The sequence below is a fragment of the Pseudomonas sp. Z1-12 genome (assembly GCF_051132015.1).
In the GTDB taxonomy this organism is placed as follows: Bacteria; Pseudomonadota; Gammaproteobacteria; order Pseudomonadales; family Pseudomonadaceae; genus Aquipseudomonas; species Aquipseudomonas zanjanensis.
The window spans coordinates 3,168,853-3,186,099 of record NZ_CP071647.1; the positions used below are offsets into that span (position 1 = coordinate 3,168,853).

Annotated in this window: 17 protein-coding genes; 7 read left to right on the plus strand and 10 right to left on the minus strand. The window is 60.8% G+C overall.

From position 1 onward, the window contains the following. Positions 1–9: 9 nt before the first annotated feature. Together J3P85_RS13360 and J3P85_RS13365 are read right to left on the minus strand one after the other, a co-directional pair. Positions 10–483: a (2Fe-2S)-binding protein gene (locus J3P85_RS13360; protein WP_250965082.1), complete on the minus strand. Its 474-nt coding sequence runs from the start codon at positions 481–483 to the stop codon at positions 10–12. 303 nt (positions 484–786) lie between these two features. Next, positions 787–1,986, minus strand: coding sequence for an MFS transporter (locus J3P85_RS13365; protein ID WP_434706161.1), 1,200 nt, complete (start codon positions 1,984–1,986; stop codon positions 787–789). Between the two features lie 116 nt (positions 1,987–2,102). Between J3P85_RS13365 and J3P85_RS13370 the strand changes: the two genes are divergently transcribed. Next, on the plus strand, positions 2,103–2,984 hold the full coding sequence (locus J3P85_RS13370; RefSeq protein ID WP_434706162.1) for a LysR family transcriptional regulator: 882 nt from the start codon (positions 2,103–2,105) through the stop codon (positions 2,982–2,984). 149 nt (positions 2,985–3,133) lie between these two features. Here the strand turns inward: J3P85_RS13370 and J3P85_RS13375 are convergent, their stop codons facing one another. The 8 genes from J3P85_RS13375 to J3P85_RS13410 all read right to left on the minus strand — a co-directional run bounded on the left by J3P85_RS13375 (position 3,134) and on the right by J3P85_RS13410 (position 12,177). Next, complete coding sequence (locus tag J3P85_RS13375) at positions 3,134–3,913, minus strand: SDR family NAD(P)-dependent oxidoreductase (protein WP_434706163.1); 780 nt, start codon at positions 3,911–3,913, stop codon at positions 3,134–3,136. A 59-nt stretch (positions 3,914–3,972) separates the two neighbouring features. Beyond that, a complete protein-coding gene (locus J3P85_RS13380) occupies positions 3,973–5,157 on the minus strand; it encodes a TIGR02270 family protein (RefSeq protein WP_434706366.1) in 1,185 nt (394 codons plus the stop codon). 148 nt (positions 5,158–5,305) lie between these two features. Next, positions 5,306–6,214 (minus strand): hypothetical protein, encoded by a 909-nt coding sequence (locus tag J3P85_RS13385; RefSeq protein ID WP_434706164.1) that lies wholly within the window; start codon positions 6,212–6,214, stop codon positions 5,306–5,308. Between the two features lie 9 nt (positions 6,215–6,223). Continuing rightward, positions 6,224–7,312 (minus strand): PAAR-like domain-containing protein, encoded by a 1,089-nt coding sequence (locus tag J3P85_RS13390; RefSeq protein ID WP_434706165.1) that lies wholly within the window; start codon positions 7,310–7,312, stop codon positions 6,224–6,226. After that, complete coding sequence (locus J3P85_RS13395) at positions 7,312–8,352, minus strand: beta-ketoacyl synthase N-terminal-like domain-containing protein (RefSeq protein ID WP_434706367.1); 1,041 nt, start codon at positions 8,350–8,352, stop codon at positions 7,312–7,314. The genes J3P85_RS13390 and J3P85_RS13395 overlap by 1 nt, the downstream gene beginning before the upstream one ends. Further along, positions 8,349–9,461: a DUF2169 family type VI secretion system accessory protein gene (locus tag J3P85_RS13400; protein ID WP_434706166.1), complete on the minus strand. Its 1,113-nt coding sequence runs from the start codon at positions 9,459–9,461 to the stop codon at positions 8,349–8,351. Before J3P85_RS13400 ends, J3P85_RS13395 begins: the two co-directional genes overlap by 4 nt. Before the next feature lie 15 nt (positions 9,462–9,476). Continuing rightward, positions 9,477–9,935: a DUF6484 domain-containing protein gene (locus tag J3P85_RS13405; protein WP_250963841.1), complete on the minus strand. Its 459-nt coding sequence runs from the start codon at positions 9,933–9,935 to the stop codon at positions 9,477–9,479. A gap of 16 nt (positions 9,936–9,951) precedes the next feature. Next, on the minus strand, positions 9,952–12,177 hold the full coding sequence (locus J3P85_RS13410; protein ID WP_434706167.1) for a type VI secretion system Vgr family protein: 2,226 nt from the start codon (positions 12,175–12,177) through the stop codon (positions 9,952–9,954). A 525-nt stretch (positions 12,178–12,702) separates the two neighbouring features. Between J3P85_RS13410 and J3P85_RS13415 the strand changes: the two genes are divergently transcribed. The 6 genes from J3P85_RS13415 (at position 12,703) to J3P85_RS13440 (ending at position 17,209) form a co-directional block, all read left to right on the plus strand. Next, on the plus strand, positions 12,703–12,975 hold the full coding sequence (locus J3P85_RS13415; protein ID WP_186705666.1) for a CopG family ribbon-helix-helix protein: 273 nt from the start codon (positions 12,703–12,705) through the stop codon (positions 12,973–12,975). After that, positions 12,963–13,256, plus strand: coding sequence for a type II toxin-antitoxin system RelE/ParE family toxin (locus J3P85_RS13420; RefSeq protein WP_434706168.1), 294 nt, complete (start codon positions 12,963–12,965; stop codon positions 13,254–13,256). Before J3P85_RS13415 ends, J3P85_RS13420 begins: the two co-directional genes overlap by 13 nt. A gap of 166 nt (positions 13,257–13,422) precedes the next feature. Further along, the gene (locus tag J3P85_RS13425; protein ID WP_207967290.1) at positions 13,423–14,127 is read left to right on the plus strand and encodes a heavy metal response regulator transcription factor; all 705 of its coding nucleotides are present in this window, start codon (positions 13,423–13,425) and stop codon (positions 14,125–14,127) included. Further along, positions 14,127–15,506 (plus strand): heavy metal sensor histidine kinase, encoded by a 1,380-nt coding sequence (locus J3P85_RS13430; RefSeq protein ID WP_434706169.1) that lies wholly within the window; start codon positions 14,127–14,129, stop codon positions 15,504–15,506. Before J3P85_RS13425 ends, J3P85_RS13430 begins: the two co-directional genes overlap by 1 nt. Before the next feature lie 341 nt (positions 15,507–15,847). Further along, positions 15,848–16,108 (plus strand): DUF2790 domain-containing protein, encoded by a 261-nt coding sequence (locus J3P85_RS13435; RefSeq protein ID WP_434706170.1) that lies wholly within the window; start codon positions 15,848–15,850, stop codon positions 16,106–16,108. Positions 16,109–16,153: 45 nt separating this feature from the next. Continuing rightward, positions 16,154–17,209 (plus strand): oxidoreductase, encoded by a 1,056-nt coding sequence (locus tag J3P85_RS13440; RefSeq protein WP_434706171.1) that lies wholly within the window; start codon positions 16,154–16,156, stop codon positions 17,207–17,209. Positions 17,210–17,247 lie beyond the last annotated feature (38 nt).

Here is a 17,247-nt window from a genome sequence, read left to right on the forward strand (position 1 = left end):
CGGCTCCGATCAGGCAAGGGTCTTGGCGGCATCAGCCACCGCGGCGCGGATTCGGGCGTAGGTGCCACAGCGACAGATATTGCCGGCCATGGCCGAGTCGATCTCGGCCACCGTGGGCTGCTTGCCCTTGGGCTGGGCCTTGAGGAATGCGGTCGCGCTCATGATCTGGCCGCTCTGGCAGTAGCCGCATTGCGCCACGTCGTGCTTGACCCATGCGTCGTGCACGGCGCTACCCACCGGATCACTGCCGTTGGTGGCCGCTTCGATGGTGGTGATCTTCTTGCCTTCGGCAGCGGCAATGGGCGTCACACAGGAACGAATGGCCTGGCCGTCCAGGTGCACGGTGCAGGCACCACACAACGCCGCGCCGCAGCCGAACTTGGTGCCGGTCATGCCCAGCGTGTCACGCAGGGTCCAGAGAATCGGGGTGCCAGGGTCTACGTCGACCGTGTATTCACGGCCGTTTATGTTCAGGGCGCTCATAGGGGGACCAGCTCCAGATGGTTTGGCTCTGGTTAACTATAGGAAGGAATGGTTGGGGTGGGTTGCACGATCCGGGCTGATTCTTGCCTGATCTTGCAAACCAAACCGGGATATCAGTCCCCAAGCGTAGTAGAACCGTGTGGCTAGTGGCCTGTACGGTTAATTCGAGTACTCAAATTCGAGTGCCAGGGCTTGCCAGGCAAGGCGCCATGACGAGTCGTAGCCCGCTACGGCGAGGAATGGCAACGCAGACTGGCAAGTTCTGGCGCCGAAGTTGAGTGCACGAATTAGCCACACAGGCCACTAGATGCTCTGCGCAAAGCCATGGCGCTCTGCGGACCACACCACGGCCAACGTCAGCAGCAGGAGAACGACCAAGACCGGCGCAAACGCCACGACCCCCAAGTGATCGAGCAGCAGACCACCGACGATCCCGCCACCGGCAATGGCCAGGTTCCAGGCCGTGACCAGCATGGACTGGGCGAGATCCGCCGCGTCCCCAGCCGTCTTGGCGATGGCCGTCTGGAACAGCGTCCCAGCTCCTCCGAAAGCGATTCCCCAAGCCGCCACCGCGACATAAACCGCTGCAGGCGTGTCGTTCATTGCGCCGAGTGTCAATGCCGCAAGGGCGAACAGCACCGTGCCGGCCAGCGTCAACACCCGCAGATGGCGATCGATCAGCACGCCGACGACCCAGATCCCCAGCAACGACGCGACACCGAAGACCAGCAGGACCAGATCTATCCGCTCACCCAGGCCCGCCGCCGTCAAAAACGGCGCGATGTAGGTAAAGAGAATGTTGTGCGCCAGGACAAATGCCAGTACCACGAACAACACTGAGCGAACGCCCGGGAGGGTGAAAACCTGACCCAAGGCAAGGCGCTTATGGGTGGCTTGTCCAGGGAAGTCGGGCACCTTGAGTCGGACCCAGACCATCAAGGCGACGGCGAACACGCTCATGATGGCGAAGCTCATCCGCCAACCGATCAGGTTGCCGAGCAGCGTGCCGGCGGGCACGCCCAGGGATAACGCCAGGGGCGCGCCTACCATGGCAATCGCAATGGCCCGGCCTCTCTGGTGCTCGGGCACCATGCGCGCGGCGTAGCCGGCCAGCAAGGCCCACAGCAACCCGGCCGATACGCCACCCAGCAAGCGCGCGACCATCGTCAAACCATAGTGGGTGGAAAGCGTCGTGACCGTGTTGGCAACGGCGAAACCGGCAATGGCGAGCAGCAACAGCGACCTGCGCCGCATGCCTTGAGTCGCGGCGGTCAGCGGTATGGCTGCCAGCAAGGAGCCTATCGCGTAGACCGTGACCAACTGGCCGGCCAAGGCTTCGGAAATCGCCAGCCCTTCGCTGATCTGCGAGAGCAGGCCTGCGGGCAAGGCTTCGGTGAGTATCGTCACGAAGGCGGCGAGCGCGAGGGCAAACAGTGAACCGATGGGGAGCGGTGCCGTGTCTTGAGCAACCTCTGCATCGATATGGGTATTGGCAATCGTCATGGGGCACCTGCCTGAAGCGCTGATAAGTGTCGACCACGGTAAGTGCGCGTCTTTCACGAGACAAGAATGCTAGAGTGCTGAACACATCGGAAAAAATGTCCGCAATGGAGGCTGACTTGGAATCACTGAGCGGGATTGATTTTTTTGTGCGTGCGGCCGAAACCCGCAGTTTTTCGGAGGCGGGCAGGGCGCTGGGCATTTCGTCTTCGGCAGTGGGCAAAAGCGTGGCGCGGCTCGAGGAACGACTGGGTGTACGCCTGTTTCATCGCAGTACGCGCAGTATCACGCTGACGGCGGAAGGTGCACTGTTCCTCGAACGTTGCCGGCGCATTCTCTGCGAAGTCGAAGCGGCCGAGCAGGAGTTGTCGCAAACCCATGAAGCGCCCCGGGGCAAGCTGCGCGTGAGCTTGCCCCTGGTTGCGGATCTGGTCATGCCGACGCTGATCGCCTTCATGCGCCGCTACCCCAGTATCGAACTGGATCTGGATTTTTCCGACAGGCTGGTGGACATCATCGAGGAAGGTTTCGATGCGGTCATTCGGACCGGAGAACCGAACGACTCTCGGCTGATGTCTCGCCCGTTGGGTACGTTCACGCTGGTTGTGGTCGGGTCGCCCCGGTACTTCGCCGAACACGGCACCCCCCAGGTGCCGGCGGATCTGCTGCGTCATGCCTGCCTGCTGTACAAGTTCCCCAGCACTGGCAGGATGCAAGTCTGGCCGGTAAACGGGGATGGGGCGCCGGATCTCAATTTGCCCGCCACCCTGGTCTGCAACACCACCGAGGCGTTGCTGCATGTCGTGCACGATGCGTTGGGGATCGCTTGCGTGCCGGACTTCACCGTGCGTGAGGCCATCGCCGGCGGTGAGCTGGTCACCGTCCTGGATGACTTCAACCGGTATCAGAACACCTTCCGCATGCTCTGGCCTTCCAGCAAACATTTGGCGCCGAAACTGCGGGTGTTCATCGATTTCATGAGCAGTGAATTATTCAAGTGACGCTTGGGCATTTTTGTGGCGAGGGAGCTTGCTCCCGCTTGAGTGCGCAGCGCTTGTGGGAGCGAGCTTGCTCGCGAAGAGGCCAGCCAATCCAACACTCATTTAGCTGGACCACCGCCATCGCAAGCAAGCTCGCTCCCACAGGGGAATCAAGGCGCCTTGTTTTCGACCAGGCAGTTCCCACCATCCACCACAATGACTTCGCCAGTGAGGTAGCTGGCCTCTGCCGACGCAAGGAAAGCCACCAATGCCGCCACCTCTTCGGGACGTCCGGCCCGGCCCATCGGCGTGTAACCGGCTGCCTTGGCTTCCTCGTCGGTGGTCGATCCCGTGGTAATCCAGCCGGGCGCGACGCTGTTGACAGTGATCCCTTGCTGGGCGACTTCCAGCGCCAGGCTCATGCTCATGCCAACCATTGCGGCTTTCGCGGCGCTGTAAGCCGCTTCACCGGGGTTGCTGCAGCGGGTGCCGGTCGTGGAACTGATGTTGACAATGCGCCCGTAACGACGCGCCCGCATGCCGGGCAGGACCGCCCGCGTAAGCAGAAAGGCCGTGGTGAGGTTTCGCGCCAGTGTCAGGTTCCAGGTGTGCAGGTCCATGGTCGCCAAGCCGGAAAAAAACTCCGGACTGCCTTGCATGGCCATGCCTGCGTTGTTCACCAGAATATCGACCTGCCCCCAGACGGATTCCGCCCACGCCATAAACTCACGGACCTGGTTTTCATCGGTAAGATCAAGGGCCCGTCCTTCGACATCGAACCCTTCGGCACGCAACTCTGCGACGCGTTCGAGGATGCGTGCGCTGCTGGCGGTGATGATCAGTCTGGCTCCGGCGGCACCCAACCTGCGGGCGATTGCCATGCCGATTCCGACCTCACTGCCAACCCCACTGATGAGTGCCACGGGGTTCTTTCCGATGACGTGCGGCATGGTGCCTCCAAAGGGTGTAAATGATTGTCGGGGGGCGCAGCGCTATACAAACACCGTGATCATCGCCCGAACGCCGCGGTCATCCCCAACAAGCGCTTTTGCCGCCAGGCCGGTGCGCTGGTGGGGAAAAGCACTTCGGTGGGACGAAAGCGGGCGAGGCCGCAGGCGGCGGCGATGCGCTGGCTTTGCTGGCCGTGGACCAGGGCTTGCTGGAAACTGTGTTCGCCATGGGCCAGCCCCAGCATATAACGAGTACCCACCTGGAAATCGCCACCATTGGCTTGCCACCAGCTTTCGATTAGCTGCGGGTCGGGCCAGGGCAGGTTTTCATCGGGGTCCATGGTCACATTGGGATCTTCGGGATTTTCGTTCGGGCCTGCATCGAAATCCGGCAAGGCCTGCAGTTCCAGGTCGAGTAGCGCCAGGTCCGCGCCGGTGATCAGGCTGAAGGCTTCACCGGCGACCCGGGCATAGGGCAGGTCGCTCATCTGCTCGATCAACCAGGGCACGCAGACCGGATCGCCCAATAGCCCAAGGGCCTGGATACCGATGCGCCGATCCCTGGGATCCTGTACCCATTGGCGTATCCAGGCGATGCTGGGTTCGCGCTCCTGCCAGGCCAACAACACGCAAAGCGCGCGGTATTGAAACTCGCCCGGTCGTTCGGCAAATGTGCGCAGAGGCTCCAAGGCCTGCTGATCACCCATTTGGGCGGTGGCCCAATTGGCCCAGAAGCGCGTGGCGGCATTTTCATGCTGACGGTGGGCACGAATCGCTGGCAGCAGGTCCCGGCGGCGCAGCTCGCCAGCGGTGCGGGCGGCACGTGCCTGCACGCTTGGGTCGGCATCGGACAGTCCGGCCAGCAGGGCGGGGCCTGGGTCGTGGCGATGCATGCCGCAGGCCGCAAGGCCGAGGCGACGGAACAGGGGCTCGGGAGAGGCGAGCATGCGCTCGATCCAGGGCGAGACCCGGTCCCAGTCGAGCCAACCCAGGGCCATCAGGTAACCGCGCTCGGTTTCCAAGGCACTGCGCAGATGCTCGCTGAGCCGCGACAGCACTGGGGCGTTACCTGCCTCGAAGGCCAGGACCACACTGGCGAACATCTCGCCGATGGCGTGTGGGCTGAGTTGGGTCAGGAGGGTTTCCAGGCCAGTGGTTCCGGCGATTCTAAGGCCGTCGAGGTGGGCGTCGAGGCGATCGTCGAGTTTGCTCAAGTGGTCTAGATCGTAGTGCGGTGCGCGCATGGCGTAGTCGCGCAGGACGGCGAGGAAGCTGGCTTCTTCGGCGTGTTGGTCTGCTAGGACCGAAAGTTCGGTTTTCAATTCAGAATAACTCCGAGGGGCCATCCCTGAGTAGGCGCGATGATTTCACCCTCGCATGCGCAAACGGGTTTCATATATTGTCAGGGCATATGATCTCTACCCAGTGAGCCCCGTCAAATCGCATGATCTGATCGTTACCAATGGACCATAGATAATTGCCACACGTCCGAAGGCGATAACCATCGATTTTTTTCACGCCGGGGATGGCGAGTTTTTTCACCTGATGGTTATTGATGACGCCTATGCCTTCGAATCCGGCAACATAAAGTCGATCTTGAAAGGAAACAGCCCCCCATAGATCACCTTCGACTTCGTCATTCTGGATAACTGTCCAACAATCTTTGGACCCCACTAATACCATCCCATCATCGCCACAGGCGATGTACTTGTTCTGAGCGAACGTCGCCACTTCATTCAGATCGAGGTTCGTTGGACTATCGCATTGTCTCCAGAGTGAGCCATCAAAAAACCATATCTCACCGGCATTGCCTACGGCATGAATGTCACTTTTGGAATGGCCCGCCATGGACTCCAGGCTTATGCCATCTCTTGTGCCGGTATAGAGCAGCCCCTGGTCCATGTGCGCCCAGACTCCGTTGCTTCGACGATACACCTGGCGGTTATAGCCACAGGCGTGTAGTTCCCCATCGATAACAGTGATTTTGTTCATGTAGCCTAATTGTTTACCGCCGGTCCCTGCGTCAGCGATCAACTCGAAGGAGGGGGTTCCCTGTTTGATCTCCACCACTTCTCCGCGCTTTCCGAGAATCCACCATGCTCGATATTCGCCTTGTATCAGATAGGTGATTGAGCGACTGTCAAAGTCGAATTTTTGCTGCCCCCACTGGCCGTCGAGGGTCGTATAGAACGTGGTGTACTCCGTGTCCTCGCCTTTGAGTGCATATGGAAAGGCTACTAAGCCCAGAAGCCCCTTGGTGGGCGTGAATCCATCAATGAAATAATGTCTGGATGATGTCATGGTTGCTCCTTATCCAAATGTGCTGCTGGAAACTGTCGAGAAGTTTTCCGGGGTCCTGTTTCCGCTGCTGTCGGCACGTAGATTCGTGGTATTGCTGATGTTGGGGCCTTTTGGAGGAGCCGTCGATCTATTGGGCTGCTGGTGATAAGCATCCAACTGGGACCGTGTACATTTCGGGTCGCATCGTAATACTTGGCTGACCGCCGTTGCTCCGCTATTGGCTGCGGCTTCATAAGTCCATGTCCCTGCCTTGCCGTTAACAAGGTTTTTATCCTCGGCCTTGTCAAATATGTCGTGCACTTTTTTGTGCTGCCCGGTGCTCTTGTCATGTCCAGATACGCATACACAGGGGGCTAATTTGGAGTTATATCCCTCGCAGCCGGTATATACGTCAGGGTTGGAAGAGTTTCCTTGATTAGGCTTCTGGATGCAGTGCTTGGGTATTACATGATGGGGGGTTTTCCCATCGCAGCAATTCGAGGGCGAATAGGGTGATAGAGAACACTTCATCGCGGCGTTACATTTTCGATCGGCACACATGGCTTCCTTTGATGACTTCCTTTTCACCTGGCCTTTCTTGGTCCGTTTAACGTGCTTTTCGCAATGGGTCTTGAGCTTTTTAGCCAGAGGTGCACAGGCATGATCACTATCGTCGGCGAGGGCCATTTCGTCCAAATAGGGCCAGGTCGGTGTGTTTCCGGGAAGCGATGCATGGTTGTGTGTGGTCAGGTCCATGTTCCGCACCACGTTCAGGCCTTCGAACTTCACATCCATCGACCATGAGGTGAAGTACACCTTGCCCTTGATTCTACTGGTGATCACGCCCTTCTTCGGCGCACAGCCGGCCTCGTCGCCATAGCTGGTCTTAAAGTAACTTCTGTCTTTAAGCATGACTTCTTTACGGGTGATCTTCACCGTCCGACTACCCTTGGCCGTGTCCTTCGCCATACCGGTATTGGGATAGGGGATGGGCACGCCGAGCGGGGTGGGCGGGGCCTGCGGCGGCGTGAAGCAGACATCCGGAAAGCAGGCAATCGATTTGCCGTCGGCCGCCTTGCAGGAGATCTCCATATTGTTGGCAAAGACCTGGTTGGCCATTACGCAGCCCTCACAGTCTGGTAACTGAGCAGGGCGACGGCGCGCTCGCCGGCATCGTTGCCAAGGTGGCAGAAGATATTCGGACCCTCGCCATAGCCCTTGCGACTGGCGGCCAACGCCACGGCGAGCATGGCCGGGCCGATGGCGGCGCCGACTTCGCCGATGCAGTCGGCTGGGTGCCAGAGATGGAAGAACTCCTTGCGCACGCGCAGGGTGCGGCTCAGGGCCAGGGACGCTTCCTTGAAGTAGTACTGCTCGCCAGAGATGTCCGTGAGCCGATAGTCCATCAGCTCTAATCCACACCCGGCTTCACTCAGGGCCCCCCGTACCGCTTGGGTCAGACCTTCGGCACGCAGGGGAATGTCTTCGGCCTCCACCGTGGCCTTCTCCACGCCGAAACCCAGGCCAATGCAGGCCAATTGCGGTATTGCACTGGCAACCAGGGCGGCCAGTACCACGGCCGCAGCCCCTTCGCCGGGAATGAAACCGTTGGAGTTCTCGCTGGTCAGCAGGCGTTCGCGCTCTTCGAATGCAGCCAGGGTAGCTCCGCACAGGAAGGAGTCGACGCCAGCGACCAGCACGTGGCGATGGCCGCCCTGGTAAATCAACGTCCGCGCATTGAGCAGGGCCACGGCAGCGCTGACTCGGCCGCGGGCGATGATATTGGAGTCTGGATGAAAGCGCAGGCCCAGTTCAGCTTCGATGTCCTGCAACAGTGTTCGATCCAGGCCATCCAGGCGGCCGGGGCGTTCGGCTTCGGCCACGCCCAGCAGCAACGGGGTCTTTTCCGTGTCGACCCCGGGAGTGGTCTGTAACGCCTCGGCGATGGCGCGGGCGGCCAACTTGATCAACTTGGTGCGGCCGCGCCAGGGCTGTTCCAGCGGGACGCTGGCCGCGATCAGCCATTCGCCACCTCGGTCGATGAAACGGGTTTCCTGGAAGTTGTCGATGGCGCAGCGGATCGCCGCGCAGCTCGCGGGTGCGCTGAGGCCAACGGCGCTGACCATGCCGGAGCCGATGATGCAAAGTGCGGTCATCAGTCCGTCTCCTCGGGGGCGCGCCTGGCTTTTACCAGGGAGGAGAGCGACGGGTAATAATCCTTGCCCAGTTCACGGGCGCGCCACCAGCCCCTGGACATCGTGCCGACCAGCACCTGAGCGATCTCGAAGAGGTTGCGCCGCAGCGGACGGGAGATACGCCAGGTCAGTTGCACCTGGCGCGCGTCTGTGTCGATCAGCAGGGTGTCGATCACCGCCTGCACAGTTTCATGACCGCCTTTTTTCAGAAAGAAGGTCACCGGCACGTCCATTTCGGGGATGCGAAAGCTAGCGCGCTCCCGGGGCGTGAGGTTGAGCAGTAGCACCTCCTCGCCGCCACGCAGGTAGGGAATCTGCTGATCGTCAGGGGCCGCCTGAAAGTAGCGGTTGTCGAAATCCTGCGGCAGAAACGGAAAGCTGTCGGCCAGCCAGGCTTCGTCGTACGTACCGGCAAAGCGGGCGCGTTGCGGCCAGCTGCGACCCAGGGGGCCGAGAGCCATGGGGCGGAAGTCGCCGGAGGGGCTGTCGATCGGCTTGCCCAGTTCCTCCGTATTCGGCATTGGCTTGTAAGCGATTTCAGCACTGTCGATGCTGCCTGGGAACCAACCGCAACCGCTTGGGTTGTCCGGGTAGCAATGACGCATCTCCGGATTCTTGGCCATGGGATGGGAACCTCCGTAGGCCTGGGCATAGGAGATGTCCTGCTCGGTAAACGGCTGCGGTAAACCGGGAGAAACCCCGAGTAGCCCCGGTTGCCATTGTCGGGGACCGAGGACGGAAAAGGCCTTGCTCATCTGACCGATGCGAATGCCTGCGGCCAACTGCGTCACGGGCCGCCCGCCCGGGGCGTAGGCCTTGCCACGTACCAGCACATCGCAGAACGGCTTGACCGGGGCGAAGTCCATTTCCTGCAGCGGAGCGCTGAGCCCCGGCTCGCCGAAGAAAGTATCGGCCATCAACAGCGGTTGCTGGGTGTCGGCGAGAATTGCCGCACGACCGTCCAGCGGCAAATTGAAAGTGCCTTTGGCCACGATCACCAGGGATTCACGGCCATCGGTCTCCAGGCCTTGGGTGTAGGCAGCAAGCAGTTTGCTGGCGTTGAGCAGTTCCATGAGTCGACTACCTGCCTAGTTGATCTGCACCGAACCACCCTTGATACGGTTCACGCCGGATGACCGGTTCGAGAGGTAGGTCCCTCGAATCAGCACCTTGCCCTCGCGCGTGAGGGTGATGCTCGCCTTGCCGCAGCGCAGGACGATTTCCCGCTCTGCCGTAAACTCCAGGCGTTCGCCGTCCAAGTGGGCGACGGCTGGCGTCGTGGTGTGCGGCAGGCGCTGGATGCGACCGATCACCAGCGGTCGGCTCAGGTCGCCGGCCTCGAACATCAGGGCGACCTGGGCGCCGATGTCTTCACGGGAGAGCGGCGTGGTGGTGCGCGCGGCGAGGCCGGTTTCGCCGGGGCAGCCCGGGAAGGCCACCACCGGCGCATCTGCACTGGGCACATCCAGCAGCACCCCGATCACGACGCCATCCACGCGGGCGGGGGTGGCGGTAGAGGCAGCGGGTAAATGATATTCAACGGTCATGGCGCCCACTCCGTGGCTAGTTCTGCAGGATTTTCTGGCCTTTGACGACAACGTTCCTGTTCGCCTTGATGTTGATGGCGCCGGAACCGTCGATGGTAATGTTCTTGCCACTGATCACAATGGTGCCGTCCTTCTTCAGGGTGATGCTGGCCGCGCCCGTGGTCAGGCTGATGGAGTCGCCAGCGGTGAGGGCGAAGTGCTTGCCGACGTCCAGGGTGTCGTTCTGCTTGATGTTGGTGCTGCGGTTCTGGGTGACGTCGCGGGATTCGTTCTGGCCGATCTGTGTGCTCTGGTTGCCGTTGATCTCGATCCCTTCGTTGCCCTGGACCGTCTCGTTACGGTTGCCCTTGATACCGATCGTTTCGTTGCCGCCCACGTCCTCGGTGCGGTTGCTGACAATGGTGATCGTCTCGTTGGCACCGACCTTTTCCGTGCGGTCCGCGCCGATGGTGATGGTCTCGTTGCTGCCCACGTTCTCGGTGCGATTGGCGCCAATGGTGATTTTCTCGTCGCTGCCGACATCCTCGGTGCGGTTCACGCCGATGGAGATGGTTTCGTTATTGCCGACCTTTTCCTTGCGATCCACCCCGATGGTGATGGTTTCGTTGTTGTCGACGGTCTCGGTGCGGTCGTGCTTGACGTGCACGGTTTCGTCGTTGTCGATGGTCTTGCGGCGGTCGTGGCCGACCCAGTGGGTCTCGTCGTTCTCGACTTCGATGTCCTGGTTCTTCTCGGCGTGGATAAACAGCTGTTCGGCGCCTTTTTTATCCTCCATGCGGATTTCATTGAAGTTCGCCGGTGAGCCGCCCTTGCTTGAACGGCTTTTCGTCCCGCTCTGGGTGGCATTGGCGGGCAGCGCGTAGGGCACGGTCTGTTCGGCGTTGTAGACGCGGCCGGTGATGATCGGTCGATCCGGATCGCCCTCCAGGAAACTGACGATGACTTCCTGGCCGATCCGCGGAAGCTGCACGGAGCCCCAGTTCTTGCCGGCCCAGGCCTGGGACACGCGAATCCAGCAGGAGCTGTTTTCGTTGGACTGGTCATGACGATCCCAATGAAAGTGCACTTTGACCCGGCCATATTGATCGGTCCAGATCTCCTCGCCACTGGGCCCCACCACCACGGCAGTCTGCGGCCCTCGGACGATGGGCATCGGCGTGAGGGGCAGGGAGCGGAAGGTCTGGTTGGCATCCATGCAGTCCAGCTCGCTGACGAACTGTTCGGCGACCTCCGACTGCCCGCTTTCGTAGGCGTCCTGACGAATCTGATAACGGGCGATCACCACCAGGTACTCGCGGTTCTGATCCTCGCGGTCGTAACCCGTCAGCGTGAACAGATGACCGCAACCGATCCCGCGGGCGCGGCCACGCAATTGCACACGCTCGAACTGGCTGTGAATGGCTTCGATGCGGGTCCGCGCGTAGTGATCGCCATCGTTGCTCTGGACGTATTCACCCGGGTAGTCGTAGAGCGGGTAGTCGGCGTTGGTGTGGTTGCGCGGCACGCTGGAACGCACCTCAAGGCTGGCGCGTGGGCGCAGGAAGTCATAGTCGTTCAGCGCCAGCGAGCCGGGCTGTACTTCCCGCGCCAGTTGCCAGTCGTAGAAATGATCGCGCTCGCGCATTTGCCGATCGGGCGGGTAGAAGGGCACCGAGGCATAGTCCGCCGCCGTGGAGTGAGCGCCATAGGCATCGGCGAGGACCAGCACGTGACGGCCCTTTTCATGGCGAAAGTAGTAATAGATGCCTTCCTGCTCCATCAGCCGACTGACGAAGTCGAAGCTGGTTTCGCGGTACTGCACGCAATACTCCCACTCGCGGTAGCTGCCGCTCAGGCTGTCTTCGAAATCGGAGAAACCGAGGTCGCGGAACACCTGCTTGATGATGTCCGGCACCGTCTTGTTCTGGAAAATCCGGCAATCGGAGGTGCGCGTGAGCAGCCAGAACCAGGGGCGCAGGCTGACGCGGTAGCCAGCGAACTGACCGTGCCCGGTCAACTGCCGGCAGCTGCAGACGATGCCGTGGAAGTAGCGTTTGCCGCCGTCATACAGCTCCAGGGTCAGGCCCATCGGCTTGCCCAGCAATTGATCGAAGGTGATCGCCCGATCTTCGGACGTCAGGTCCAATTCGTAGTGAAACAACCGCCCCAGTTCTTCGCTGCCTTCCATGCCCTGCAGCACCAGGACATCGCCGCCGAGCGGACTGTCGACCTGCACCAGACGGCTGTTTTGCGTGATTGCCATGAACGACTTCCTTTGGCTCTTGTTTGGGTGTCAGTGGGCCGTTGCAAGGAAGGTGGCGCCGTAAGGGTCGTCGCCAGAGGAGATGCCAGGGGAAATTGAATCCAACGATTGCTGTACATCCACCACAGGGGTGATCTCCTTATCGGTCTTGCGGTTTTCAATCAATGTGAACGTACGAGCGGATCCGTATCCTGCGGATGAACGTTTGTCCGGCGCCGTTTGATGGCGCCTCTGGGCCGTTGGGTAACGTTCCGGCGTCAGCCAGATTGGCAGTTGATGGGGTCAAGATAGGTGACTCGAAGATCGTTTGCTTAGTTTCATTCGCTATATATTCGATTCTTAAATCGAATAACGGTGAAACGGGGATCAGCATGGCGATCCGCGCTATGCCTTTGTAAAACCTGGCTCCCAACCGATTGCGCACGTCTTGATGTATTGCTTCTACGTGTACCCTCGTTAGGACCAGGCACGTTTCAGTGTGCTATCGTATTCAAAGGTAATACCTATTGATATTGGAGGGCCGTTATGGCGACGTCGATCAAAATCGATGAAGATCTGAAATATCGCATCCAGCAGTTGGCGAATGCGCGGCAGCGCTCGGCCCATTGGATCATGCGAGAAGCCCTTTCTCAGTATGTGGTACGGGAGGAAGCGCGGGAAAATTTCAAGCAGGAAGCGTTGGCTTCGTGGAAGGCCTACCAGGAAACGGGCCTGCACCTGACCGGGGCGGAGACTCGAGACTGGCTTAAAACGTGGGGAACCGAGGAAGAGTCGGAGCTTCCTGCATGCCACGATTGATTGTGACAGCAGGGGCGGCTGAGGGTCTGGAGCGTTGTCGTCGTTTCCTGTTGGAAAAAGACGTACAGGTGACGCGCAGGGCGGCTCAAGTCATCAAGCAGCAGTTGATGCGCCTGGAAACCGACCCCCGCATAGGTCGCCCCCTCGCCGAGTCACCCGAACTACGAGAGTTGATCATTACTTTTGGTGACGCGGGCTACGTCGCGCTTTACCGTTTTGTTCCCGCGGAAGAAAACGTGTACGTATTGGCGTTCCGACACCAAAAGGAAGCGGGTTACTGATGAGACACAAAGTCATCCCCGAAGGCTGCTCAGTTTCGCAAGCCTGTTGGGGTGATACTCAGTCCTCGAACCCTTTCTGACAAAAATGTCAGGAAGCCGTCAGCCTCCAGACACCTTCACTGCCTAGACTCACTGGGTTGCCTTGCTTCCGTAGAGGAGTCACCTGATGCGCCTGCTCATTGTCGAGGATGAAGAAAAAACCTCCTCCTACGTCCATCGAGGCTTGACCGAGCTCGGCTACATCGTCGACGTTGCCACCAATGGCATCGATGGCCTGCATTACGCGCTGGAATGGGATTACGACGTGGTGATCCTGGATGTGATGCTGCCGGGCAAGGACGGCTACGACGTGCTGCAAGGGCTGCGCCTGCACAAGAAAACCCCGGTCATCATGTTGTCCGCCAGGGGAACCGTGGATGACCGCATTCGAGGGCTGCGCGAGGGCGCCGATGATTACCTGGGCAAACCATTTTCATTTGCCGAACTGGTCGCGCGCGTCCAGGCCTTGATCCGTCGCCGCGCCGGTGACACGGCCGACCTGACGCATTTGCGCATCGACGACCTGGAGGTCGACCTGCAAGCACGCAAGGTGACCCGGGGTGGGCTGCGGCTGGACCTGACGGCCAAGGAGTTCTGTCTGTTGAGCCTGTTGGCGCGACATCAGGGCGAGATTCTGTCCAAATTGATGATTGCCGAACAGGTCTGGGACATGAATTTCGACAGCGATGCCAATGTGGTGGAGGTCGCGATCAAGCGCGTGCGCGCCAAGGTGGACGCGCCGTATCCGCGCAAGCTGCTGCATACCGTCCGCGGCATGGGGTATGTACTGGAAAGCCGGGAAGAACCTGGCAGGCAAAGTGGTGCGTTGTGATGAAGATTTCCATCGCCAAGCGGCTGGCCCTGATGTTCGCCCTCGCTGTCCTGCTGATCATGTCGATCAGCGCGACACTGCTGCGTTCGTCCTTGAAGCAATCGCTCGATGAACAGATGCAGAACGAACTGGTCCTGCGCCATTCGGTGCTGGACCCGGTGCTGGCGAAATACGATTCGCCGACGTTCTGGGTCGGCTTGCGCCAGAAGCTCGACGGCCTGACGCCCGCGGATGAACGGGTCCGTTATTGGATTCTGGTGGATAACCCGGCCTTCAGCTATGGCGGGCCGATGCCGGACGGCCAGGATTGGTCCAAGCGCGCCGATGGACTCTTCAGCCTCCAATTGCCTGGGCGAGAGCGTGAGTGCCCCATGATGGTTTTGCTCAAGACCATTCCCGCCATGGGCAATCGCCCGGAACTGCGCTTCATCGTGGGGTTGGACTCGACGCCGTTCAGGAAGACCCTGAACCATTTCACCAAGATATTGATCCTGACTTCGGCGTTGGGCATCGGCCTGGTTGCGCTGCTCGGTTACTTGATCGCGCGTTTCGGCCTCGGGCCGGTGCGGCGCTTGAGCCGTCAGGCCAATAGCCTGCCGCCGGGGGATTCGAAGCAGCGACTGGACACTGAGGCGTTGCCCGCGGAATTGCAGGAGTTGGCGGTGTCGTTCAACGGCGCCCTGGCGCGCCAGGAAACGGCGTGGTGTCAGCTCGAAGGGTTCAACGCCAATGTCGCCCACGAGTTGCGCACACCCCTGACCAACCTGATCGGCCAGACCCAGGTGGCCTTGGCCCATGGACGAGATGTGGGTGAGCTCCAGGACCTGCTGCAGTCGAACCTCGAAGAGCTGGAACGGATGGGCGGCATCGTCAACGACATGCTGTTCCTCGCCGGGGCGGAAAGTGGGCAGCGGGCCACCGAACTCAGTGATGTCTCGCTGTATGAAGAGGCGTCGAAGACGGTGGAATACCTGGAACCGGTGCTGCACGACAAACAACTGAGCGTGGAGATCCAAGGCGACATGCGCGTGTGCATCGACCGACGCCTTTTTCACCGTTCCCTGGCCAACCTGATACAGAACGCGGCGCGCTACGCGGTGCCGACCAGCATCATCACCGTGAGCCTGGTCAGCCACGGCATGCAGGTCGAGGTGAGCGTTTCCAATGCCGGGGAGCCCATCGACACGGTGCACCTGGAGCGTTTGTTCGAGCGTTTCTATCGCGCCGACGCCGCCCGGGCGCGAAGTGATGCGCACCATGGCCTGGGCCTTTCCATCGTGCGAGCGGTGGCGTCCATGCACGGCGGGCGTGTGTTCGCCCATAGCGAAAATGGCTTCAATACCTTCGGCTTTTCCTTGATGAACCAGGCGGCGCCTTAGTCGTCGCCCCCCGCGAGTAAAAGCCCGCTCGCGTTTGCAATGCTGTTCTCTTAAGGCAATCGACAAACCCGTGGCGAGGGAGCTTGCTCCCGCTGGGCCGCGAAGCGGCTCCAAAACCTGCCAATTGCGGCGTATCAGACACACCGCACCCGCCGATTTACGACTGCTTCGCAGCCGAGCGGGAGCAAGCTCTCGCGCCACAGGTCCATCATTTTTCTTAAGTGCACAGCATTGCGCTCGCGTTTGACATCTTCCCGTCAGCCAGCAGTCACCTTGACGTCAGTCGCCCCCTCCTAGAGTGCTACGACCATCCCAACGAGGACCGTGTCGTGGAGCCCACTATGAATATTCGAAACCTGTCGATTGCCGGCCTGCTGGCCGTCATCTCCTTGAGCGGCTCGCCGCTGCTCGCCAAAGAACAAACGCAGATCCCGGCCTACGAATATGGCATGCCGCTGGACATCGCCAGGGTCATCCATATCGAGGAGGCGACATCGCCGGTGTGCGAGGTCGTGCAAGCCAAGATGACCTACTTGAACAGCCAAGGCACCAAGAAGCACGTCAGCTTTCTGCAGTTGGCCGAGGCGTGCTCCAGACAGTGACCGTCCGGCGATGCCGGTTCATTTCTTCAAACAGGGACTATCACCATGTGGAATAACACAACAATACCCACCCTTGGCTGCGTGAGTCACAGGGGCCGGCTGGCGAGACTGGCGAGAACCCTTGCTGCCGGCATCGCGTTGCTCGCTTCGGTGAGTGTCGAGGCGTCCGATCGCGCAGCACCGAAACCGGACTGGTCGACCCACGACATACCGTCCCAGAAAGGCCGGATTGTCCTGGTCACCGGCGGCACCAGTGGCATGGGCTACGAAGACGCGCTGGCCTTGGCCCGTGCCGGCGCCGAGGTCATCATCGCCGCGCGCAATCCGGAGCGCGGCGCCCAGGCCATCGCGCGTATCCGTGAATCCGTGCCCGACGCCAAGGTGCAGTTCGAGAACGTGGACCTGGCCGATCTTTCATCGGTGCGCGACCTGGCCCAGCGTCTCAACCAGCGGCTGCCGCGCCTCGACGTATTGATCAACAACGCCGCCGTCATGGCGCCGCCCGAGCGGGGCACGTCCGCCGATGGCTTTGAGCTTCAGTTGGCCACCAACTACCTGGGGCACTTCGCACTGACCGGCCTGTTGGTGCCGCTCTTGCGTCAAAGCCAGGATGCCCGCGTGGTGAGCCTGTCCAGCATTGCTGCGACACGCGGCACGATGAACCTCGATGACCTGCAGAGCGAGCAGAAATACGACCCGTACGCGGCCTACGCGCAATCGAAACTGGCGGTCCTGCACTGGGCCTTTGCCTTGCAGCGGCGCAGCGACGCTGAAAACTGGGGCATTCGCAGCATCGCGGCGCACCCCGGCGTGGCGGTCACCGAGTTGGTCGAACGCGGTCCTGGCCTGGACAGCGAGTTCGGTCGGCGCTGGGCCAAGGACCGCGACGCCTACCACTCAGCGGCACAAGGGGCGTTGCCGACGTTGTACGCCGCCACGGCTGCGCAAGCCGTGGGCGGAGCGTATTACGGCCCGACCGGGGACGCTGAAAGACGTGGTCCGTTGGGCTTCGCCAAGACGCCGCCCGCCGCAAGCGCGCAGGCGGATGCCGAGCGGCTCTGGGCCGTCTCCGAGCGCCTCACCGGCGTGATCTATCGCTGATGCAACCCTGGGCGCGGGCGTCCGTCCCGCGCTTGACC

Coding starts and splice junctions, on each gene's coding strand:
- J3P85_RS13360 (WP_250965082.1), bottom strand. CDS start 483: ATGAGCGCCCTGAACATAAACGGCCGTGAATACACGGTCGACGTAGAC.
- J3P85_RS13365 (WP_434706161.1), bottom strand. CDS start 1,986: ATGACGATTGCCAATACCCATATCGATGCAGAGGTTGCTCAAGACACG.
- J3P85_RS13375 (WP_434706163.1), bottom strand. CDS start 3,913: ATGCCGCACGTCATCGGAAAGAACCCCGTGGCACTCATCAGTGGGGTT.
- J3P85_RS13380 (WP_434706366.1), bottom strand. CDS start 5,157: ATGCGCGCACCGCACTACGATCTAGACCACTTGAGCAAACTCGACGAT.
- J3P85_RS13385 (WP_434706164.1), bottom strand. CDS start 6,214: ATGACATCATCCAGACATTATTTCATTGATGGATTCACGCCCACCAAG.
- J3P85_RS13390 (WP_434706165.1), bottom strand. CDS start 7,312: ATGGCCAACCAGGTCTTTGCCAACAATATGGAGATCTCCTGCAAGGCG.
- J3P85_RS13400 (WP_434706166.1), bottom strand. CDS start 9,461: ATGGAACTGCTCAACGCCAGCAAACTGCTTGCTGCCTACACCCAAGGC.
- J3P85_RS13405 (WP_250963841.1), bottom strand. CDS start 9,935: ATGACCGTTGAATATCATTTACCCGCTGCCTCTACCGCCACCCCCGCC.
- J3P85_RS13410 (WP_434706167.1), bottom strand. CDS start 12,177: ATGGCAATCACGCAAAACAGCCGTCTGGTGCAGGTCGACAGTCCGCTC.
- J3P85_RS13415 (WP_186705666.1), top strand. CDS start 12,703: ATGGCGACGTCGATCAAAATCGATGAAGATCTGAAATATCGCATCCAG.
- J3P85_RS13420 (WP_434706168.1), top strand. CDS start 12,963: ATGCCACGATTGATTGTGACAGCAGGGGCGGCTGAGGGTCTGGAGCGT.
- J3P85_RS13425 (WP_207967290.1), top strand. CDS start 13,423: ATGCGCCTGCTCATTGTCGAGGATGAAGAAAAAACCTCCTCCTACGTC.
- J3P85_RS13430 (WP_434706169.1), top strand. CDS start 14,127: ATGAAGATTTCCATCGCCAAGCGGCTGGCCCTGATGTTCGCCCTCGCT.
- J3P85_RS13435 (WP_434706170.1), top strand. CDS start 15,848: ATGAATATTCGAAACCTGTCGATTGCCGGCCTGCTGGCCGTCATCTCC.
- J3P85_RS13440 (WP_434706171.1), top strand. CDS start 16,154: ATGTGGAATAACACAACAATACCCACCCTTGGCTGCGTGAGTCACAGG.